This window comes from Corynebacterium sp. HMSC30G07, assembly GCF_001806945.1.
Classification (GTDB): Bacteria; Actinomycetota; Actinomycetes; order Mycobacteriales; family Mycobacteriaceae; genus Corynebacterium; species Corynebacterium riegelii.
In genome coordinates this window covers 24,337-44,662 of sequence record NZ_KV786484.1, presented here as the reverse complement: position 1 = coordinate 44,662, position 20,326 = coordinate 24,337, and the positions used below count along the sequence as shown (strand labels likewise).

Below are 20,326 nucleotides of genomic sequence, written 5' to 3'. Positions count from 1 at the left end.
AGCTTGCAAAACGCCTCGGTACCACCGCCGAGCCAATCCCCGACGCCGACTTCAACCCCGAAGGCCCCATCGTGGTCCTCGCCCCCCATCCATGGCCCGAACAACCCCGGCGCCAGCTTTATCGGCAAGCTTCCCACCCCACTTTTCGGAGCCCGCACCGAGCGCCTCTAGCGACGGCGGACGAGGTCCATCGCGCGCGCGGCGTCGAGGACGTCGAGGTAGGGCAGGGGATCGATGTCCATGTCCTCGACGTAGTCGGTGAGCATGGTGCGCACGACCTGGTGTAGCTCGTCGACGTCCCAGGGCTTGGCAATGTAGTGGTCCAAGTTGGCCTCGTTGACCGCGCGTACCGTGTCGTGCAGCTGCGCCTGGCCGGTGACCAGGACTTTGCGGGTGGCGGCGGTGCGGTCGTCGTCCATCATCTGGACTAGGAACTCCACGCCGGTGGTGCCGGGCATGCGGTGGTCGCAGAGGGCGAGGGCGAGCACGTCGCCGTCTTCGGTGAGCTCGTCGATCACCTCCCAGGCTTCCTCCACATCGGAGGAGACCTCCACGCGGATGTGCTCGGCAAAGGGGAGCAGGTCGCGCTCGACGGCGGCGCGGACTTCCGCCTCGTCCTCGAGGATCAGGATGGCAAGGTTCATGGTGTGTCTCCTTCGTCGTGTGCGTGCGGGCCGTCAATTGGCAGGCCAACGGTGGCGCAGGTGCCATTTGTTGAAGAGGTCAGTTCGATGGTGCCGTGGTGTGCGCTGACGATGCCGCGGCAGATGCTTAAGCCGATACCCATGCCGAAGCGGACCTCCCCGTTCTTCGTGGTGAAGCGGGGTTCGAAGAGTTTATCGATGCGCTCGAGTGGGATGCCGGGGCCGTCGTCAATGACCTCCACGCGCACCCAGCCGGGCTTCGGGGCGCTGGTGCGGATAGTGATGGTGGTGCCTTTGCCGGACTCTTCGATGGCCTCGGCGGCGTTGGTGATCAGGTTTGTCCACACCTGCGCGATCTGCCCGGGCGTACACGTCACGTGCGGCAGTTCGGCAAAATCCCGTTTGACCTCCACACCGCGCAGTTTGTGGGCGATCAGCTGCAGCGTGTCCTCGATGCTTTGGTGCAGGTCCACGTCGGTGACCGGGTCGCCGTCGGGCCGCGCGTATGCGCGTAGCGAGGCTACCAGCTGCGTAATGCGGGTCGATGCGGTGGAGAGGTTGCGCAGGGCAGTGCCTATGGACGCCGCGTGCTCCACCGTCTCGTATTCCAGCTTTCGATTCGCGCGCACCTGCTTGGCAAACTCCACGTCGTGCAAGCCGGCGAGTACCCAGCGCTGGGCGAGCGCCCGATCGCCGGTAACCTCGGTCAGTTCGCGCCGCAGCGCGCGTGCCTCCTTTGTGCTTACCGCGTGCGAGCTGCGCGCCGCCTCCAGCGCGTGGCTGGTCGCTTCCCGCCACCTGCGGTTGGGGCTGGACGCGATCAGGCCTTCGACGTCTTCGGCGAGATGCGCTGCGGTGCGCTCGATCGCCGCCATCGGGTTGTTCAGCTCGTGGGCAACGCCTGCGGCGAGTTCGCCGAGGGAGGCGAAGCGCGCCTGGCTCATCAGCTCGCGGCGCGCTGCTTCCAGGTTGTGCAGCGCCGTGGTCAAGCGTGCGCGCTCGTCTTCGAGTTGCGCGGTGAGTTCGTGCTGCTCGATCTGGATGTCCTCGGCGCGGCGCAGGCGGCGGTCGTAGGAGCGCACGAAGAGGATATTGAACAGGCGCGCAAGCTCCGGCTCCTGGCGGATGAGGTAGTCCACCTGCTCGGTGGGCAGCTGGACTGCGACGACCTCGGTGGTGGTACGCGCGGTAAAGAAGCCGACCCGGTTGCTCGCCAGGGCGAGTAGCCCGATGACGTGGCCTGTGGAGGCGTGGTGCATGACGATATCGCCGGCGTCAGTAAAGCGCTGCAAAAGCACCTGGCCGGAAAGGGCGAAGATGACCTCCTCGACGTAGTGGCCCTCCTTAGTCAGGTAGACCCCCGGCGGGAAAACCAGGCGCGGCTGGTAGCCCAGGTGCATGTCGGCGGCCTGGATGATGCGGCTGATGATCTCCTGGTCGGTCAGCCCTACGTCCAGTTCGGTGACCTCTGGCAGGGCGAAGGTGCCAGCGATAGAGGGGTCGTGCTTGGCGCGCATGTACCAATAGCGGTTGAGCTGCTGCTGGATGTTGTGCAGGAGTGCTTCTGCCTTGATCGCCGGGGTGAACACGAGCATGTCGAGCCGCCCCATGTCCGTAAGTGCATCCAGGCCCGCGATCTCTGGCGCGGTGGTCAGCACCATGACGCGGGTGTACTCGAAACCGGGCTCGGAGATCAGCTCCAGCAACGGGTGGTCGGGCGCCAAGCCGTCCTCGTGGACGGTGACGGTGACAAGCGCGAGCGGGTTACCGTTGAGTAGCGAGCGTAGGTGCTCGACATTATCGGCGGCGAGGATGTCATGCGTGGCGCCCAGTGCCTCGTTGACCACCTGCTGCACGTCGCGGGTGGCCTGGGACTTTCCCACGATAGAGAGGGTGGAACGGGGCAGCACCTAGCTCACCAGCCCCATCAGCTGCCAAACGGAAGGCAGAGCAAAGATCAACAGCAGCGTGGCCACGGTACCGACCACGAGTCCGACTAGCGCCATCTGTGGAATGGAGATCTCCTTGGTGGCGTAGGCAATCGCGTTCGGCGGAGTGGAGATTGGCAGCGCCATGCCCAGCGAGCAGGCGATCGCCACCACCGCGGCAACCACGAGCGGGTCGATGCCGTCGAGCGAGAGCGCCAGCGAGACCGCCAGTGGGACCAGCAGGTTGGCGGCCGCAGAGTGCGAGATGACGTTCGCCATGCCGAAGCCGATCAGGGCCAGCACGGCGAGGATCGCCAGCGCACCCATGACCTCCCAGCTGACCGAACCGACGAGCCACTCGTCCAGGCCACTCGCACCCACGCCCGTACCGAGCGCGATACCACCGGAGACGAGCCACAGCACCGGCCAGTCAAGTGCCTGGACGTCCTTGCCCCTCATCACCTGCAGGCACAACAGTGCCACGACGGGGATGAATCCGACGGTGTTGGAGGAGATGCCGTGGAGCGGCTCGCTCATCCACAACAGGATGGTCAGACCTGCCACGGCGTAGAAAAGTTTCGCGTCGGTGGCGGTGTTCCACTTCGAGCGCATCTCGATGGAGATGCGGGTCTCAGCGGGGATGAAAACGAGACAGAGAAATACCCAGGCAAAGGCGAGGACAACCAGCATGAAAGGCACCGCCATGAGCATCCAATCCACGAAGGACACACGGATGCCGTGCTCGGCGAGCGCACCGATCGCGATCGCGTTCGGGGGTGTGCCCACCGGGGTGCCGATGCCACCCACGTTGGCAGCGAGCGGGATAGACAGCGCCACGCCGGCGCGCGCTTTGCCCGCGGGCAGCGTCTTGAGAATCGGGATGACGACCGCGAACATCGTCGCTGTGGTGGCCGTGTTCGACATGAACATGCTGAGCACGGCGGTAATCAGCATGAGCCCCAGCACGGTCAGGCGCGCCTTGTCTGGGAAGGGGCGCAGCATGATCGCTGCGAGGTTGCGATCTAACCCGAACTTCTCCGCCCCGTGCGCGATCATGAACCCGCCGAGGAAGAGGATGATGACCGGGTGGGCCAGCGCAGAGAAATACGCGGATGCAGGAAGCAGCTGGTCTGCTAGTGCTGTGTCTCCACCGGTGGGGTCGACTATCGCGCCGTCGGAAAGCAGGAGGACCTCCAGCAGGATGACCAACACCGCCGTGGCTGTGAGCGGCACGGGCTCGAGCACCCAGAAGACGATGGCGAGCAGGAAGATCGATAGCATCCGGTGCCCGGGGGTGGACAAGTCCGGGATCTGGACGAAGAAGGGGATGAGGAAGCAGACCACGCCCAAAACCAGGCCCACCAACTGCTTTTTGCTCAGCTGGGGGCCTTTACTGGCTAGCGCGGGCGGGCGTTGTTTCGAGCGGCGTTGTGTCTCCACCATGTGTCGAATTCTACCCGCTACAACAGGGATTACTTGTCTGCTGTGTGTCTGTATCCAAGGCCGCGGCAATCTTGTCGCCGAATTCGTCGTGGTACGCCTGCACGCCTTTGCCTCACAGAAAGGTTCGAGTGTTGCACTCAAGAAAGCGAGAGGTCTAACAGACGCTGCCCGACGAGAAATTTTTGACGTCGAAAGCAACCTGTTTCCTCCGTAGGATGTGGTGCATGAATTACCGGAATGCCCGTATCAACTCCGTCGCGGCGCTTGTCCTAAGCCTGTCAGCGGCGGCGTTCTTCAGCCTGTCAGCGGCGGCGTTCTTCGCCCTAGGTCGGGTTTTGTTCGGGGTGGGCGGATTGATGATGCTCTATTCCGTTCCTATTGGGGCACTCGCGGCACTTTTGCTTCTTGGGCTGTGGTTTGTCCCCGTGCGCAGCGTGAAGGAAGGCCCGGAGACAGGGTCGTCTAAGACCTTCGGGTGGCGCGAGTCTTGGGCCTTCATTGCGGTGACGGTGTTTCTCTTTTTAGCTGGCTTCTTTATCGTCGATGGTGGCGACACCGAGGACAGTGTGAACTCCGTCTTTACCCTGCTAGTAGGGCGGGGGGCGTTAGATCTTTCCTGGATATTGTTTTTGCTCTGTTTCCTGGGGGCGATTGTGTCCTACATTGTGGGCCTTGTTGTGGCGGTGAAAGGACGCATTAAGGATGCTGAGGACCGGGTGTCGCATCCTGGGCCGACCGAAACGCAAGCGTGATGCCAGGCGCTGCCCACCGAGAAAGTTTTGCCGGCGAGAGCAGTGGGTTTTCTCCGTAGGATGTAGTGCATGAATTACCGGAATGTCCGTATCAACTCCGTCGCGGCGCTTGTCCTGAGTCTGTCAGCGGCGGCGTTCTTTGCCTTTGGACGGCTTATGTTTGGGGTGGGCGGATGGCTCATTTTTTACTCCATTCCGGCTGGGCTATTCGTGGCACTTTTGCTTATTGCTCTGTGGTTTATCCCCATGCGCAGCGCGAAGGAAGGCCCAGGGGCAGGCCCGTTTAAGTCCTTCGGGTGGCGCGAGTCTTGGGCCTTCATCGCGGTGACGGTGTTTCTCTTCTTGGCAGGCTTCTTTATGGTCGATACCGGTGATACTGAGGAGAGCGTGAATTCCGTCTTTACGCAGCTTGTGGGGCGCTCGGCGTCAGAGCTTTCCTCTACATTGTGTTTGCTTAGCGTCCTTGGGGTGGTTGTGTCCTACATTGTGGGCGTTGTTGTGTCGGTGAAGGGCCGCAAGGGCGGGGCTGCAGTTTAAACCTTTCGGGCAAGGCATGGCACAGCAGGCTGCGCTGGTTGGTGCATGAGGTGGAATCGCCCATCACAATTAGGACAAGTGCAGAGTCTCGCGCAGTTCGCGAAGAAAGTAATTCGGTGACATTTCACCTAAGCGTCGTATAGTCCGTGTATGTCACACAGCAAGTCTTCAGCAAGTGGTGCGCCGGTTGTGGAAACCTTAGGGATCGATATCGTCCCCGAGTCAGAGCGCACCGCGAAACCCTCCGATCTGTTTTGGCCGTGGTTCGCCGCGAACATTTCGGTGTTCGGTATTTCCTACGGCTCGTTCGTGCTCTGGTTTGGGCTGTCGTTCTGGCAAGGCGCACTCGTCACCGCACTCGGTGTGACGTTCTCGTTCTTCCTCTGCGGCCTCATCGCGGTGGCTGGTAAGCGCGGGTCTGCGCCGACGATGGTGCTCTCCCGCGCCGCGTTCGGTGTGCAAGGGCAGAAGGTGCCGGGCATCGTCTCCTGGTTGACGTCCATTGGTTGGGAGACATTCCTGGCCATCATGGCGGTGCTGGCCACCACCACGGTGATCCGGGAACTCGGCGGCAATCCGGGCACGGCCACAAGTGTGATTGCGACCGTTATCGTCGCAGGCCTGATCGTGGCGGCGTCGGTGCTGGGTTACCACACGATCATGAAGCTGCAGTCGCTGCTGACCTGGCTCACTGGTGCGGTGACGGTGCTGTACATGGTGTTGACCATTCCGCGCATTGATTGGTCTGCGGTCCAGGCGGTCCCGGCCGGCTCTGCAGGCAGCGTAATTGGTGCACTGGTGATGGTGATGACCGGTTTCGGCCTTGGCTGGATCAACATTGCGGCGGACTGGTCGCGCTACCAACGCCGTGACACTCCGGATCGCTCCATCATTTTCTGGAACACGTTCGGTGGCGCCATCGCGCCCGCAATCTTGGTGATCTTCGGCCTTCTGCTCGCCGCGTCGGATGAGTCGCTGGCGGAGGCGATCGCGGACGACCCGATTGGCGCCCTCGCAGTTGTGCTGCCTACCTGGGTGCTCGTACCGTTCTTGATCACCGCGGTACTCGCGCTTGTCTCCGGCGCGGTGCTGGGTATTTACTCCTCGGGACTGACGCTGCTCACGTTGGGCATTAACATCCCGCGCCCGGCGGCTGCCGCCATCGACGGAGTGATCCTGACAATCGGCACCATCTGGGTGGTATTCGTCTCCCAAAGCTTCCTTGGCCCATTCCAGTCCTTCCTGATTACTCTCGGCGTGCCGTTGGCAAGCTGGGCGGGCATCCTCATCGCGGACATCTTCACCCGCACCAAGGATTACGACGAGCCCGCGCTGTACAACTCGGCAGGGCGCTACGGTGCCGTGGACTGGATCTCTATCGGCATCCTCGTAATCTCTTCGGTGATCGGATGGGGCCTGGTGGCCAACCTGTTTGCGGAGGAAGCGGCTTGGAATAACTGGCAGGGATACTTCCTGCCGCTGGTAGGGGAGCACTGGGCTGACGCGAACTTGGGTGTGCTCGTAGCTCTCGTGCTCTCCTTTGTAGCGGCATGGTTTGCGCGCCGGGGCCGCATCCGCCGTCAGGAGGAGATTGCAGCCTAGGCGCCGAAACCCAGCGGCCTACATCGCCGGGTTGCTGACCAGGATGCGATCCACCTGCTCAGCAAGGTCCTCCGGGGCGGAGTCGAAGTCGCCGGGCAGTTCACGGTCAGCCTGCTCCAGCGCTTCTTGGTCGGACTCGCCGGTGGCCAGGGTTGCCTCCGCTTGGTCGAGCAGCCGCTTCAACCGTGTCAGGTTGAGTTGGTAGGCGCCGTCGTTCTCCGGGCCGGGGACTTCCTGGAGCCAACCTGTGCCGATGAAGGTGGGCAGTGTCGCATCGATGATGTCTCGCTTGAGCCAGTTCGTCATGGTTGGCGCTCCGAAGTTGTCCACCCGGCCCGCTGTTGCTTGGTGGACTATCCCGGTGGGGGTGAGGGTTGGTCCGGTGGCGTCTTCAGCAAGTAACGCCACCTGCATCAATATCTTCAGTTCTCGGGGAAATAGGGACGGGGCTTCAATGCACCCCACTGCGGCTTTGAGCAGCTCGCCCAACAACGCCTCCTTATTCTCTTGTGATGGGACGAGGAGACATTATAAAACCGCCCTGCGACACGAGGCGCCGGATTATCGAACGGATGTGTGCCTACGGCTAATTTTCGAAGAGTTCCAGCTGAAACTTCATGGGATTTTTTAACCGCTCGGATTTTGGCATTTCGCCGGGCAGGGTAGTGCTCTCGGCAAAGGGTGCGCCAGGCAGTCGGTCACGGCCGTGCGGCTGCGCCAAGCCCGAGAGATCCGGGCCAGCCGGGACGACACGGGTGGGGTTGATCTCGCGGTGCACGATGTAATAGTGCTGCTTGATCTCCACAAAATCAGTGGTGTCACCGAAACCGGGGGTCTGGAAGAGCTCGCGTAGGTAGCCGTACACATTCGGCATTTCGCTGATCTTGTTCCGGTTGGTTTTGAAGTGGCCGTGGTAGACAGCGTCGAAACGAATCAGCGTCGTGTAGGCGCGGATGTCGGTCTCAGTGATGTGCTCACCCATGATGAACCGACGGGTTGCTAGTCGGTCCTCCAGCCAGTCGAGAACCTCGAAGACGTCCGTATAGGCAGCGTCGTAACCTTCCTGCGATGCCGAGAACCCAGCCCGGTACACGCCGTTATTGAACTTTCTAAAGAGGAAGTCGTTGATCTCCTCCATCTCTTCGCGCTGCTCCTCCGGCGGCAGGAGGTTGGGTGCGCTGGCGCGGTGGTATTCGGTCCACTGCGTTTGGAAGTCACGGACCATCGAGTTGTAGTCGTTGGTTACCACCTTGCCGCTTGCCTCTTCCACGATTGCAGGCACAGTGATTCCGCGTGGGTATTCCGGAAAGCGCTTGAAATACGCGTCTTGTAAGCGGGGGATCTGCAGGACCGGGTCGAGTCCGCCTGGATCCAGGTCGAACGTCCAGGAGCGCTTGTCGTGGGTCGGCCCAGCCAGGCCCAGGGAGATCACGTCTTCCAGGCCCATCAATCGACGCACAATGACCGCACGGTGCGCCCACGGGCAGGCGCGCGCAGCGATAAGGCGGTAGCGGTTCGGCTGCACCGGCCAGTGGCGGGCTTCGTCTGTAACGGATGCGACGATGCGGTCACCGATGTAGTTGGTATCCCGCTTGAACTCGCCATCGGTTGCGGCGTTTTGGGCATCACCAGCCCAGTCCGTCGATGTTGCCTTCTGTGCGTCCGTAGCTATTTGGGGCCTCCCTGTTGAAACGAAAAGTTGGTGATGTGTCAACTATAGAGGAATTTTGGCCAGTGACAACCTGCTGTACCGGGGAGGTCTTGCGGTAGCCCGGGTTTAAAACCACGCCATCACCTGCAAGAAATGCCCGCTTTTTGCTACCGCGAAGACGCGTGCAGCTATGACACAATCGGGGAGTTAGCAAAGACAACTCAATAACCTTGAGGGCATTAGGTATGGCGGATATCGAAAAAGAAGTAGCGGAGAACGCACCAGCAACAGATGGTGCAGAACAGCGTGCTGAACTGCATAAAACAATTTGGAAGATTGCCAATGATCTCCGTGGTTCTGTAGATGGCTGGGATTTCAAGAGCTACGTGCTCAACATGCTGTTCTACCGCTTCGTCTCTGAGAACCTCACGGCCTACCTCAATGCTGAGGATCCCGATCTTGATTACGCCAACCTCTCGGATGAGGATGCGGAGTACGGACGCGGGGGAGTGGTCAAGGATAAGGGCTTCTTCATCCCGCCGTCGCAGCTTTTTGAAAACGTTCAGGCGAAGGCTCATAACGACCCCAACTTGAATGAGACCATCGAGCAGGTCTTCCGCAATATCGAGTCCAGTGCGGTGGGCACGGACTCGGAAGGTGACTTTAAGGGGCTTTTCGATGACTTCCAGGTCAACTCCACCAAGCTCGGTGCGACTGTAGCGGAGCGAAACAAGAAGCTTGCTCAGCTTCTCGACGCTGTAGCGGCCCTGCCACTCGGCAGCTTCGAAGACAACAGCATTGATCTGTTCGGTGATGCATATGAGTTCCTCATGCAGATGTACGCATCGAACGCGGGCAAGTCCGGTGGTGAGTTCTTCACACCTCAGGAAGTCTCCGAACTCCTTGCTCGAATTGCAGCATCTGGCAAGAAGAGTGTTCGCCAGGTCTATGACCCTGCGTGTGGTTCCGGCTCCTTGCTGCTGAAGTTTGCCAAGGTTTTGGGCAAGGAGAACGTCGGCGGGTTCTACGGGCAAGAGATCAACATCACCACGTACAACCTCGCCCGCATGAACATGTTCCTGCACGATATCGGGTTCGAAGCCTTCGACATCCAGCGTGGGGATACGCTTATCAATCCGCTTCACGACGACATCGAGCCGTTCGACGCAATCGTGTCCAACCCGCCGTACTCAATCCGCTGGGAGGGTGCGGATGACCCAGTGCTGATTAACGATGACCGCTATTCGCCAGCCGGTGTACTCGCGCCGAAATCCAAGGCGGATCTCGCGTTCACCATGCACATGCTGTCGTACCTTGACGTTGACGGCACTGCGGCAATCGTTCAATTCCCGGGCGCAATGTATCGCGGGGGCGCGGAGAAGAAGATCCGTGAGTACCTCATCAAAAACAACTTCGTCCAAGCGGTCATCCAACTTCCCGCTGATCTGTTCTTCGGTACCACGATTGCTACTTGCATCCTCGTACTGAAGAGGTCCAAGGAAGACAGCTCCATCCTGTTTGTAGACGCTTCGAAATACTTCAAACGCGTAGGTAAAAACAACAAGCTTTTCCCCGAGCACCAGGACGCGATCCTCAAACTCTACGAAGACCGCGAAGAAGTCGAGTACGAGACAGCGCTGGTTTCCAACGAAGATGTGCTTGATAACGACTCCAACTTGTCGGTCAACTCTTACGTTGCCCGTGAAGAAGTGCGTGAAGTCATCGATGTAAAGGCACTCAACGAAGAGCTGCGTCAGATCGTTGCCCGCCAACAGGTCCTGCGTGAGTCCATCGATGAGATCGTGGCCGACCTTGAAGGCGAGGTGGACGCAGATGAGTAGAGTCGACGAACTAATTCGGGAGTTGTGTCCCGATGGGCTGGAGCGCGTTCAGCTCGGAGAAATTGCGGAACTTAAACGCGGAACCTCAATTAGCAAAAAGAATATGCAGCCAGGGGAGATTCCAGTTATAGCCGGTGGTCTTGCACCGGCTTACTACATAGATCAGTCGAACCGCGAAGGTGAAGTGATTGTCGTCGCTGGTTCAGGGGCGAATGCGGGATTTGTGAGTTTCTGGGATGAGCCTGTTTTTGTATCAGACGCCTTCAGTATCCAGTCGGATGATGACCACTTGCTTCTCAAGTACGCCTTCCACGCTCTGAAATCTAAGCAAGATCATTTGCATGACCTAAAAAGGGGTGGCGGGGTTCCTCATGTTTATGCCAAAGACGTAGCCGGCATCCAGATCCCCCTCCCTCCTCTTCAGGTCCAGGAAGAGATCGTGCGGATTCTCGACCAGTTTGCGGAGCTAGACCGCGAGCTGGAGCAGGAGATTGCTGGACGCGAGAAGCAGTTTGGGATCGTACGAGACAAACTCTTGATGCTTGAAGATTTCGAAAAGGTAAAACTCGGGGAAATCGGTTCAGTTGCAATGTGCAAACGAATCTTTAAAAAGGAAACTGATGACACCGGAGACGTACCATTTTACAAAATCGGCACATTCGGTAAGGTAGCCGATTCCTTTATTTCTCAAGAGCTGTTCGAAGAATACAAATCGAAGTATCCGTATCCCGAAGCAGGTGACCTACTTCTGTCAGCGTCAGGATCAATCGGGCGCGTGGTGGAATTTGATGGCTCTGCTTCGTACTTTCAGGATTCGAACATCGTTTGGTTAAAACATGACGAAACTGTACTCAAAAACTCCTTCTTGAAGTATTGCTACCAAATTATTGAGTGGACCACCGAGGGAGGGACCATCAAACGTCTTTATAATAAGAATATTCTTGACGCTGAAATTCCCCTCCCACCGCTCGAAACCCAGCAAGAAATCGCTGCCAAGCTCGACACATTCACCGAGTACATCGACAACTTGAAGCGTGAGCGTGAGCTGCGGCAGAAGCAATACGAGTATTACCGTGACCTACTGCTCGATTTCCCGGTGAAGGAGTAACTGAAAATGGCACAGTTTTCTAACCCGTCTCGCTCCTTTTCGTCTCGTCCGCAACACGAATACTTCGATCCTGTTGCTGTGACGGACACGTCAACGGTCACCGCTAGCTATGTAGCTGATGGGAAGAGTGCCACGGGGTACCAGTCCGAAGCTGATCTTGAAGATGCCTTCATCAACCAGCTCACCAAGCAGGCTTATGAGCATGCTGATATTCGTACTGCCGAGGCAATGCGTGACAATCTTCGGCAGAAGCTAGAAGAGCTCAACGAGTACAGCTTCACCGATTCGGAGTGGGACAGTTTCTACCGAGCAGAGATAGCAAATCCATCGGCTGGCATCGTGGAAAAGACCCGCACGATGCAGGTTGATCACGAGAAGAATCTGATCCGCGAGGACGGCACGACCAAAAACATCCGGCTGATAGACAAAACGAACATCTACCGGAACTCCCTGCAGGTGATTAACCAGTACGCCACGAAGGGAAGCGACAAAGGCAACCGGTCGAACCGCTATGACGTGACCGTGCTGGTAAACGGCCTTCCGCTGGTGCATGTTGAGCTGAAGCGCCGGGGCGTTGCTATCCGCGAAGCGTTCAACCAGATCGACCGCTATCAGCGAGACTCCTTCTGGGCTGATGAAGGACTCTTCCAATACGTCCAACTGTTCATCATCTCCAACGGCACGCAGACCAAGTACTACTCCAACACCACCCGTGATCTCCACGTGAAGGAAGTAGCGGGCAAGGCTAACCCACGGCGGAACAAGAGGAAGACCTCCAACTCATTTGAGTTCACGTCCTGGTGGGCGGATGCAAGCAATAAGCCGATCATGGATCTGATCGCGTTTGCAAAGACGTTCATGTCTAAGCACACACTGCTGTCAGTGCTGACGAAGTACTGCATTTTCACCGTTGATGAGTTGTTGCTGGTCATGCGTCCGTACCAGATCGCGGCAGCTGAGCGCATTCTCAACCGCATCGAACGATCTGTTCTGAATAAGCAGCTTGGGACAATCAATGCGGGTGGCTACATTTGGCACACCACCGGTTCAGGCAAGACGCTGACCTCGTTCAAGACTGCCCAGCTCGCAACCGAGATGGAGTCAGTAGACAAGGTGATCTTTGTAGTGGACCGCAAGGATCTGGATTATCAGACAATCCGTGAGTACGACCGCTTTGAAAAAGGCGCAGCGAACTCGAATACGTCCACGCGCATTCTCACCCAGCAGCTCTCCACGCCTGAAGAGTTGATGGCTGAGATTGAGCAGCGCGAGCGCGAGAAGCTCTCCACAAAAGGGATTGATATTTCCCGTGCGGACTCAAAGATCGTGATCACCACGATCCAAAAAATGAGCCATTTTATTGCCGGTAACGATAAGCGCGAGATCTACAACAAACACGTGGTGTTCATCTTCGATGAGTGCCACCGCTCCCAATTCGGCAGCATGCACTCGGCGATTAAGAAGAAGTTCAAGAAAGCGAATTTCTTTGGCTTTACCGGCACGCCAATCTTTGAGCAGAACAAGGTTGGCTCCAACCCGAATTTGCAGACAACCGCGCAAGCCTTCGGGGACTTGCTCCACTCGTACACGATTGTGGACGCTATCCGGGATAAGAACGTCCTGCCGTTCCGCGTGGAGTACAACGAGCTTGCACCTGTGGATCCGGATCCGCATTCCACGATTGAGCAGCGGATGGCGGAGTTGCTCGCGCCGGGACGCGTGGAAGCGATTACCAGCTACATTTTGGAGCACTTCGACCAGAAAACGAAGCGCGATCTGGGCCAGAGCTATATCCACAAGATTGTGACCAACGTGGAGCAGTCAGTCCACAAACGGGGCGCATCTGAAGCCACGAAGGCAGACAAGACCGTTCGCGGGTTCAACGCGCTGTTCGCCACCGACTCGATTCCGGCAGCACGGACCTACTACGAGGAATTTGCTCGCCAACAAGAAAACCTGCCACCGGCTCAGCGGTTGAAGGTGGCAACGATCTTCTCCTCCCAATCAAATCCAAACAGTGACGTGGACATCATTGAGGATGAAGACTTCGATACCACCAAGCTCTCCGTGGATAACCTGGAGTTTTTGGCGGGCGCGGTTGCGGATTACAACGAGATGTTCGCGACCAACTATGACGCGTATGATCCCGAATCCTTTGAAAACTACTACAAGGATCTGTCCCAGCGGATTAAGAACCGCGAGGTTGACCTTGTCATTGTGGTGAACATGCTCCTGACCGGGTTTGACGCGACCACGCTCAATACCTTGTTCGTGGACAAGAACCTGCGCATGCACGGTCTGATTCAGGCGTACTCACGCACAAACCGCATCCTCAACTCGGTGAAGACCTACGGCAACATCGTCTGCTTCCGCGACCTGGATGAGAACACGAACGAGGCGCTGGAGCTCTTCGGTAACGCCGACAACGCAGCGCAGGTAGCAATCCTTGCGCCGTTTAAGGACTTCTACCGTGAGTACCAGCGCAAGGTGGAGGACTTAAAGGAGTTCTATCCAGCGGGTGAGCTGATTGCGTCCGAGAAGGCTCAAGCTGGGTTTGTGAAACTCTACGGTGAGATTCTCAAGCTGGAGAACATCTTGACCTCATTTGATGAGTTCAAGGACAAACAGCTCATCACCGAGCGTGAGTCACAAGACTACAAGTCGATGTACCTGGACCTGCATGATGAGTTCAAAGCCAGGCGTGACGCAGAACGCGTGGTGGATGACTCTGGCGTTGAAGAGCCGGAAGATGACCAGCTGGTCTTTGAGATTGAGCTGGTCAAGCAGGTTGAGATCAACGTGGACTACATCGTCATGCTGGTTGATGATTTCCGCGCGAAGCGGGGCGAGGGCGACGACGCTGGTGCGGAAGAAACCCGTGCGATCATCGGGCGCAGCCTCGATTCCTCCCCGACATTGCGTGGCAAGAAGGACCTCTTCGAGGACTTCTTGGACTCCGAGGATGGTGCGAACGCATCGGGCGATACCGATGAGCGTTGGGAACAGTTCGTGGCACTGCGTCGTGATCAGGAGCTCAACGAACTGATCAAGGCGGAGAAGCTCAAGCCTGAGCTGACCTACGCGTTCGTTGGGGAAGCACTGCAGACAGGCGTGGTGCCTACCTCCGGTACCGCGATGACGAAGCTTCTGCCTGCTACCTCAAGGTTTGGGCGGCAAGCCAACCATGATGAGGTCCGTGCCCGCGTGGGCAAGAAACTGGCTGACTTCGTGGAGCGCTTCAAGATGATGTAGGGGAGTTAACGGGCCCCAAATAGCACCTGGTTCTGCGCGCCGGCCTGGATGAGTGCCAGGCGGGCAATGTCGAGCACGTACAGCGTGCCGGAAAGGCCCGGGATTACGGTTGCCTGCCCGTAGGAGCGGATCTGGAACGGCTGCAGGCGCTCCGGCTCCTGGCCAAAGCCCTGGTTCCAGCACTTCTTGCCCACAAAGCGGTCCTGGATGGCAATCGCCGGAATCAGCTGCTGCGGCGGGTTGCATTCCGGCTGGGATTCGCGTGCACGCTGGGACACGCAGAGGGTTTCGTGGGTGGAGTCGAACTGGGTGAGCTCACAACGCACCGAGCCATCCGCGTTGGCAAAGCCTCGGCTGCCAGTGGCTGCTGCGGACGGTGCAAGAGCGCCTACAAGGGTGGCAGCGGCAACGGCTGCCGTGAACACTGGTGTGATACGCATAACATTTAGGGTAAAGCCCAGCGGTGAGCCCCGCCAGGTAAGGAATGCAGCTGCAGCCCGTATTTGGACGCTTGACCTGCGTATTGCTCAACAAAATTTGTTGAGCGTTTGCCCGATGCGCAGTAGACGATGACCTCGCCAGGAGGCAGCGAAGCAAAGACTTCCTCCGCCGCATTACTGTCCTGCGCCACCTGGCTCATGGGGAGGTTCTGGCCGGGATGCGCAATATCGCTAAGCACCTTCTCGTGTGGCTCACGCACATCCAACGCCACCGCCTCGCCGCGGTCCAACAGGTCCAGCAGCTCCTGGCCGTCGTTGCTGGGAAGGGCACACGAAGCGTCGTAAACCCCGAAGCCCTCAACGAGTGCACGCGCCGGGTCGCGAGAAACGTTGAACTGGCGGATGGTGGCGCTCAACGCGTCGTACATGTGCAGCCGCCCCGGGGGCACCGGGGCGAGACCGGTGAGGAACTTCACCGCCTCCGTTGCCATAAGCCCGCCAACCACACTCGTGGTCACGCCAAGCACACCCGCGGTCGCGCAATCCGGCACGCTATCCGCATCCGGCTGGGCGGGGTAGAGGTCCCGCATGCCCACACCATCATCTGGCGCGCCGGGGCCAGACCACCACAAGGCAACATCGCCGCGGTAGCGCAGCACGGACCCCCACATCAGCGGGGTACCGGTGATCTCTGCGGCGTCGGCGGCGAGGAATTTGGTTTGGAAGGTATCGGAGCCGTCGATAAGCAGATCAATGCCCTCAAGCGCCTGGATGAAGTTGTCCTCCGTCAGTCGCTCCTTGTTTGCATGCACGGTGATGTGGGGCTGGATTGCTTGAATGCGCTTCGCGGCAACCTCCACCTTCGCCTTGCCCACATCATCGGCGTCAAACAGGATCTGGCGGTGGATGTTGGAAAGAGCAACCGTGTCATCGTCATGCATCGTGATGTTGCCAACGCCAGTGGCCGCAAGTGTTTGCATAATTGGGCAGCCAAGCCCGCCGGCGCCGATGACCAGCACGTGCGCGTTGTGCAGGCGCTGCTGTTGCTCGGGGCCAAAACCGGGCAGGTTCATCTGCCGGGCAGTGCGCTCAAGTTCCTCGCGGGGGAGTGTTAGCTGGAAATCGGGTGTATTGCTCACTTGCACCAATGTACGGCCTCTGTCAATTGTGCTCTGGTTGTGCTTTGGTGACGTTTTAGTTGGAAGGGCAAACCTTTGAACTCTAGATGGTCAACCGACCAATTGATCAATTGGTTAATTGAATCTATTAAGTTGGAAAGTTTTGGGTCCATAATGAGATTATCTAAGGCCCTGGCCATTGCATTTGTGTTGCCTGTCGAGTTCCGCATCCCCCTAAACGGGGGATAGGGATCATGAATCAGTTTATAGATTATACCTTTTAACGTGGGTTTTAATACTGAATTGATGCAGGTTTATGAATATTATGCGTTGTGACAAATTTCGCACGTCACGGGCACTTTTTCTGTCCTAGGGTGAAAAGCATGTCAAACACTTCTCCTAACAGCGCAGCTGGCGTGGCAACGGCCTCGCCGGTCAAGCCCGTGTCACACGGCAGCGCTCTTGCCGTCCTGGCTCTGGGTACGGCCTTCCTTGCGGCGACACCGCTGCAGGTGAAGGCAGCGAACATGGACCCGGCTACCCAGGCTTTCCTCCGTGTCTTTATTGGTTTCCTGATTCTTCTACCCTTCGCTATCTGGGAGATGAAGAAGAAGGAAAAGCTGAGCAAGCAGGCCGTCATTCTCTCGCTGGTCTCTGGCGTGTTCCTGGGTATTGACTTCACTGCGTGGAACTACTCCATCTTCTACATTGGCGCTGGTGTGGCAGCGGTTCTTCTGAACCTGCAGGTCATCATTGTGCCGATGCTTGCGGCAATCTTTGATAAGTACAAGATTCCGCCAGTGTTCCTCGTGCTTGTGCCAATCATGGCTGTTGGTGTGTTGCTGACCGGTGGCGTGTTTGAAGGCTCTGCTGAGGCAACCGGCCCGGAAACCATCTACGGTGTGAAGACCGCAGTTCTGGGTACCGCGTTCGGCCTGACCTCCGGTATTTGCTACTCCTTCTACCTGTACTTCTCCCGCAAGGCGGGCACCTCGGCACGCAAGGACCTCTACGTCCAGCCGATGATGTACACGGCTATCACCCAGATGATCGCCCCGGTTTTGGTGGCATTCACCTTCTCTCCGCGTGGCGGCTTCGACTTCACCCACGGTGTGCTGGTTGACGGCGTCCTGCCGTCGGTGAACCCGGAGACCACCCTGGGTGACCCGCTAACCGCTGGCAACTGGATCGCACTGATCACCCTGGCAGTCTTCGGTCAGGCACTTGCATGGACCATGGTCCAGTACGGCTCCGTCTGGCTCGACCCGACGCTGTCTGCTGGCATCCTGCTGCTGTCCCCGGTTACCTCCGTCATCATTGCAGCGCCGCTGTTCGGTGAAATTCCGTCCATGCTGCAGATCATCGGTGTCCTGATGATTCTGGCAACGGTGGCCTACCAAAACGGCCTGTTTGCCCTCATACTTGGCAGAAAGAAGAAGCCAGATGAGGAGAACCCCGACGAAACTCTCTCGGAACAACTACAAAGGGAGGGGCTAGCACCTGGCCACTCACCGGAGGAAGTTCCGGAGAATCGGAAAAAGCTGTAACTAAACCAAGGCCCTAAGCGGGAACACTTCCCGCGGGGCCCATAACCATAAGGAGCAGTCAATGCATCTGACTAAGCGTGAACAGGAAAAGCTTCTCATTGTGGTCGCCGCTGACGTGGCTCGCCGCCGCAAGGAGCGTGGCCTGAAGCTCAACCACCCAGAGGCCGTAGCACTTATTTCGGACTTCTTGCTTGAGGGCGCTCGTGACGGCAAGACCGTGGCGCAGCTGATGAGTGAGGGTGTTGAGGTTCTCAGCCGCGAAGACGTCATGGAGGGCGTGCCCGAGATGATCTCTGACGTTCAGGTTGAGGCAACTTTCCCTGACGGCACCAAGCTTGTTACCGTCCACAACCCGATCCGCTAAGAGGAGTGACAAATATGATTCCTGGCGAGTACTTCATTTCTGACAATGGCCCGCTGACCATTAATGAGGGCCGCGAGGCTCTGACCCTCGAGGTAACCAACCGAGGGGATCGCCCCGTGCAGGTCGGCTCCCACTTCCACTTCGCTGAGGCAAACGCCTCCCTGGAGTTTGACCGCGAAGCTGCAAAGGGCAAGCGCCTCGACATCCCTGCTGGCACCGCTGTGCGCCTTGAGCCCGGCGATAGCCGCACCGTCAACCTGATTGACTTTGGTGGAAGCCGTGAGGTGTACGGCTTCAACAGCAAGGTCAATGGGAAGCTCGACTAGTCCACCCAATCTCTTTCAAGAAAGGCATTAGACAATGGCATTTGAGATGGAGCGTCGACAGTACGCTGAGCTCTACGGCCCGACTACCGGCGATGGTATTCGCCTGGCCGATACCGACCTCGTGGCACGCGTTGAGAAGGACCTGACCCACTACGGTGAAGAGGTCACCTTCGGTGGCGGCAAGGTTATCCGTGACGGCATGGGCCAGAACAGCCGCACGATGGGCGACGAGCAGATTCCGGACGTTGTTATCACCGGCGCGACCGTGATTGACTACACCGGCATTTACGTTGCTGACATTGCAATCAAGGATGGCAAGATTGCCAAGATCGGTGCTGCCGGTAACCCGGACGTGCAGGACGACATTGACATTGTCGTTGGCGTTGGCACCGAGGTTATTGCAGGCCAGGGTCGTATTGTGACCGCTGGTGCTGTGGATACCCACATTCACTACATTTCCCCTGAGCAGGCAGAGGTTGCTCTGGACAACGGCACCACCACCCTGGTCGGTGGCGGCGTTGGCCCGGCTGAGTCCTCCAACGCAACCACGGTGACCTCCGGTGCGGCCAACATCACCCGCATGATCGAGGCAACCCGTGACTTCCCGGTCAACGTTGGCTTCCTGGGCAAGGGCCACGCATCTGACGCGAACCCGCTGCGTGAGCAGATCCGCGCTGGTGCAATCGGCCTGAAGATCCACGAGGACTGGGGTGCAACCGCTAACTCCATCGACACCGCACTGACCGTTGCGGATGAGCTGGACATTCAGATTGCAATCCACACCGACACCCTGAACGAGGGCGGCTTTGTGGACAACACCCTGGCTGCAATCGGTGACCGCGTAATCCACACCTTCCACACCGAGGGTGCTGGCGGCGGCCACGCACCGGACATCATCGAGGCAGCTGGCCTGCCGAACGTGCTGCCGGCGTCCACCAACCCGACCCTGCCGTACACGGTGAACACCCTGGATGAGCACCTTGACATGATCATGGTGTGCCACCACCTCAACCCGGACCTGCCGGAGGACGTGGCATTCGCTGACTCCCGCATCCGCCGCGAGACCATCGCAGCTGAGGACGTCCTGCACGACATGGGCGCACTGTCCATCACCTCTTCTGACTCCCAGGCAATGGGCCGCGTCGGTGAGGTTGTACTGCGCACCTGGCAGGTTGCTCACCGCATGAAGGAGCAGTTCGGTCCGCTGGAGGGTGATACCCAGGACAACGACAACAACCGCATCAAGCGCTACGTTGCCAAGTACACCATCAACCCGGCGATTGCCGCTGGTATTGGCCATGCTGTTGGTTCCGTTGAGGAAGGCAAGATTGCTGACCTGGTTATCTGGGAGCCGGCATACTTCGGTGTCAAGCCGTACCTGGTACTCAAGAGCGGTTTCATCGTTCGTGCCCTGATGGGTGACTCCAACGCATCGATCCCGACCCCGCAGCCGCGCACCATGCGCAACATGTTCGGCGCATACGGCCACGCTGCTGCACGCACCTCGGTTACCTTCTTACCGACGGTTGCGATCGAGGCCGGCGTACCGGACACCCTGAACATTGGCCGCAAGTTTGTCGAGGCGAAGAACATGCGCAACATCTCCAAGAAGGACATGAAGCACAATGACGCCACGCCAGACATTAAGGTGGACCCGGAGACCTACGTTCTGTCCGTGGACGGCAAGGAGATCACCTCTGAGCCGGCCGAGGTTCTACCGATGGCGCAGCGCTACTTCCTGTTCTAGTCAGTAGCACGTCATTCAAACCCTGA

Annotated in this window: 17 protein-coding genes; 10 read left to right on the top strand and 7 right to left on the bottom strand. The window is 58.5% G+C overall.

What is annotated here, in order from left to right; all coding sequences use genetic code 11:
- Nucleotides 1-167: 167 nt before the first annotated feature.
- The 3 genes from HMPREF3104_RS11750 to HMPREF3104_RS11740 are packed head-to-tail and all read right to left on the bottom strand — an operon-like array spanning nt 168 to nt 4,015.
- Entirely contained in the window at nt 168-644 is a 477-nt protein-coding gene (locus HMPREF3104_RS11750; RefSeq protein WP_070496132.1) for a response regulator, read from the bottom strand.
- The gene (locus HMPREF3104_RS11745; RefSeq protein WP_141738244.1) at nt 641-2,527 is read right to left on the bottom strand and encodes a sensor histidine kinase; all 1,887 of its coding nucleotides are present in this window, start codon (nt 2,525-2,527) and stop codon (nt 641-643) included. Before HMPREF3104_RS11745 ends, HMPREF3104_RS11750 begins: the two co-directional genes overlap by 4 nt.
- Before the next feature lie 27 nt (nt 2,528-2,554).
- Nucleotides 2,555-4,015 carry an SLC13 family permease gene (locus HMPREF3104_RS11740; RefSeq protein WP_070496130.1) on the bottom strand — a complete coding sequence of 487 codons (1,461 nt, stop codon included), beginning with the start codon at nt 4,013-4,015 and terminating at the stop codon, nt 2,555-2,557.
- A 224-nt stretch (nt 4,016-4,239) separates the two neighbouring features.
- Between HMPREF3104_RS11740 and HMPREF3104_RS11735 the strand changes: the two genes are divergently transcribed.
- The 3 genes from HMPREF3104_RS11735 (at nt 4,240) to HMPREF3104_RS11725 (ending at nt 6,906) form a co-directional block, all read left to right on the top strand.
- Nucleotides 4,240-4,767 carry a hypothetical protein gene (locus tag HMPREF3104_RS11735; RefSeq protein ID WP_141738243.1) on the top strand — a complete coding sequence of 176 codons (528 nt, stop codon included), beginning with the start codon at nt 4,240-4,242 and terminating at the stop codon, nt 4,765-4,767.
- A 69-nt stretch (nt 4,768-4,836) separates the two neighbouring features.
- Nucleotides 4,837-5,304, top strand: coding sequence for a hypothetical protein (locus HMPREF3104_RS11730; protein ID WP_070496126.1), 468 nt, complete (start codon nt 4,837-4,839; stop codon nt 5,302-5,304).
- Nucleotides 5,305-5,454: 150 nt separating this feature from the next.
- Nucleotides 5,455-6,906, top strand: a complete 1,452-nt coding sequence (locus HMPREF3104_RS11725) for a purine-cytosine permease family protein (RefSeq protein WP_070496124.1) — start codon at nt 5,455-5,457, stop codon at nt 6,904-6,906.
- Between the two features lie 18 nt (nt 6,907-6,924).
- Here the strand turns inward: HMPREF3104_RS11725 and HMPREF3104_RS11720 are convergent, their stop codons facing one another.
- Together HMPREF3104_RS11720 and HMPREF3104_RS11715 are read right to left on the bottom strand one after the other, a co-directional pair.
- Nucleotides 6,925-7,320 carry a hypothetical protein gene (locus tag HMPREF3104_RS11720; RefSeq protein WP_141738242.1) on the bottom strand — a complete coding sequence of 132 codons (396 nt, stop codon included), beginning with the start codon at nt 7,318-7,320 and terminating at the stop codon, nt 6,925-6,927.
- A gap of 172 nt (nt 7,321-7,492) precedes the next feature.
- Complete coding sequence (locus HMPREF3104_RS11715; protein ID WP_070496161.1) at nt 7,493-8,578, bottom strand: glutathione S-transferase C-terminal domain-containing protein; 1,086 nt, start codon at nt 8,576-8,578, stop codon at nt 7,493-7,495.
- Between the two features lie 224 nt (nt 8,579-8,802).
- On the opposite strand from HMPREF3104_RS11715, the gene HMPREF3104_RS11710 reads away from it, so the two are divergent.
- Genes HMPREF3104_RS11710 through HMPREF3104_RS11700 form a run of 3 tightly spaced genes read left to right on the top strand, consistent with a single transcriptional unit; the run spans nt 8,803 to nt 14,758 of the window.
- The gene (locus HMPREF3104_RS11710) at nt 8,803-10,398 is read left to right on the top strand and encodes a type I restriction-modification system subunit M (RefSeq protein WP_070496120.1); all 1,596 of its coding nucleotides are present in this window, start codon (nt 8,803-8,805) and stop codon (nt 10,396-10,398) included.
- A complete protein-coding gene (locus HMPREF3104_RS11705; protein WP_070496118.1) occupies nt 10,391-11,506 on the top strand; it encodes a restriction endonuclease subunit S in 1,116 nt (371 codons plus the stop codon). The genes HMPREF3104_RS11710 and HMPREF3104_RS11705 overlap by 8 nt, the downstream gene beginning before the upstream one ends.
- A gap of 6 nt (nt 11,507-11,512) precedes the next feature.
- Nucleotides 11,513-14,758, top strand: coding sequence for a type I restriction endonuclease subunit R (locus tag HMPREF3104_RS11700; RefSeq protein WP_070496116.1), 3,246 nt, complete (start codon nt 11,513-11,515; stop codon nt 14,756-14,758).
- A gap of 5 nt (nt 14,759-14,763) precedes the next feature.
- Here the strand turns inward: HMPREF3104_RS11700 and HMPREF3104_RS11695 are convergent, their stop codons facing one another.
- Both HMPREF3104_RS11695 and HMPREF3104_RS11690 read right to left on the bottom strand, forming a co-directional pair.
- Complete coding sequence (locus tag HMPREF3104_RS11695) at nt 14,764-15,198, bottom strand: hypothetical protein (RefSeq protein WP_070496114.1); 435 nt, start codon at nt 15,196-15,198, stop codon at nt 14,764-14,766.
- Between the two features lie 5 nt (nt 15,199-15,203).
- A complete protein-coding gene (locus tag HMPREF3104_RS11690; RefSeq protein ID WP_083279128.1) occupies nt 15,204-16,337 on the bottom strand; it encodes a ThiF family adenylyltransferase in 1,134 nt (377 codons plus the stop codon).
- Nucleotides 16,338-16,699: 362 nt separating this feature from the next.
- Between HMPREF3104_RS11690 and HMPREF3104_RS11685 the strand changes: the two genes are divergently transcribed.
- The 4 genes from HMPREF3104_RS11685 (at nt 16,700) to ureC (ending at nt 20,300) form a co-directional block, all read left to right on the top strand.
- Nucleotides 16,700-17,863 carry a DMT family transporter gene (locus tag HMPREF3104_RS11685; protein WP_070496110.1) on the top strand — a complete coding sequence of 388 codons (1,164 nt, stop codon included), beginning with the start codon at nt 16,700-16,702 and terminating at the stop codon, nt 17,861-17,863.
- A gap of 61 nt (nt 17,864-17,924) precedes the next feature.
- A complete protein-coding gene (locus HMPREF3104_RS11680; RefSeq protein WP_052205171.1) occupies nt 17,925-18,227 on the top strand; it encodes an urease subunit gamma in 303 nt (100 codons plus the stop codon).
- A gap of 14 nt (nt 18,228-18,241) precedes the next feature.
- The gene (locus HMPREF3104_RS11675; RefSeq protein WP_052205170.1) at nt 18,242-18,553 is read left to right on the top strand and encodes an urease subunit beta; all 312 of its coding nucleotides are present in this window, start codon (nt 18,242-18,244) and stop codon (nt 18,551-18,553) included.
- A gap of 34 nt (nt 18,554-18,587) precedes the next feature.
- Nucleotides 18,588-20,300, top strand: coding sequence for an urease subunit alpha (gene ureC, locus HMPREF3104_RS11670; RefSeq protein WP_070496108.1), 1,713 nt, complete (start codon nt 18,588-18,590; stop codon nt 20,298-20,300).
- Nucleotides 20,301-20,326 lie beyond the last annotated feature (26 nt).

What these genes read in the sequence shown, in the direction of transcription:
- HMPREF3104_RS11750 (WP_070496132.1), bottom strand. Translation starts at nt 644, where the DNA reads ATGAACCTTGCCATCCTGATCCTCGAGGACGAGGCGGAAGTCCGCGCC.
- HMPREF3104_RS11740 (WP_070496130.1), bottom strand. Translation starts at nt 4,015, where the DNA reads ATGGTGGAGACACAACGCCGCTCGAAACAACGCCCGCCCGCGCTAGCC.
- HMPREF3104_RS11735 (WP_141738243.1), top strand. Translation starts at nt 4,240, where the DNA reads ATGAATTACCGGAATGCCCGTATCAACTCCGTCGCGGCGCTTGTCCTA.
- HMPREF3104_RS11730 (WP_070496126.1), top strand. Translation starts at nt 4,837, where the DNA reads ATGAATTACCGGAATGTCCGTATCAACTCCGTCGCGGCGCTTGTCCTG.
- HMPREF3104_RS11725 (WP_070496124.1), top strand. Translation starts at nt 5,455, where the DNA reads ATGTCACACAGCAAGTCTTCAGCAAGTGGTGCGCCGGTTGTGGAAACC.
- HMPREF3104_RS11720 (WP_141738242.1), bottom strand. Translation starts at nt 7,320, where the DNA reads ATGCAGGTGGCGTTACTTGCTGAAGACGCCACCGGACCAACCCTCACC.
- HMPREF3104_RS11710 (WP_070496120.1), top strand. Translation starts at nt 8,803, where the DNA reads ATGGCGGATATCGAAAAAGAAGTAGCGGAGAACGCACCAGCAACAGAT.
- HMPREF3104_RS11705 (WP_070496118.1), top strand. Translation starts at nt 10,391, where the DNA reads ATGAGTAGAGTCGACGAACTAATTCGGGAGTTGTGTCCCGATGGGCTG.
- HMPREF3104_RS11700 (WP_070496116.1), top strand. Translation starts at nt 11,513, where the DNA reads ATGGCACAGTTTTCTAACCCGTCTCGCTCCTTTTCGTCTCGTCCGCAA.
- HMPREF3104_RS11695 (WP_070496114.1), bottom strand. Translation starts at nt 15,198, where the DNA reads ATGCGTATCACACCAGTGTTCACGGCAGCCGTTGCCGCTGCCACCCTT.
- HMPREF3104_RS11685 (WP_070496110.1), top strand. Translation starts at nt 16,700, where the DNA reads ATGTCAAACACTTCTCCTAACAGCGCAGCTGGCGTGGCAACGGCCTCG.
- HMPREF3104_RS11680 (WP_052205171.1), top strand. Translation starts at nt 17,925, where the DNA reads ATGCATCTGACTAAGCGTGAACAGGAAAAGCTTCTCATTGTGGTCGCC.
- HMPREF3104_RS11675 (WP_052205170.1), top strand. Translation starts at nt 18,242, where the DNA reads ATGATTCCTGGCGAGTACTTCATTTCTGACAATGGCCCGCTGACCATT.
- ureC (WP_070496108.1), top strand. Translation starts at nt 18,588, where the DNA reads ATGGCATTTGAGATGGAGCGTCGACAGTACGCTGAGCTCTACGGCCCG.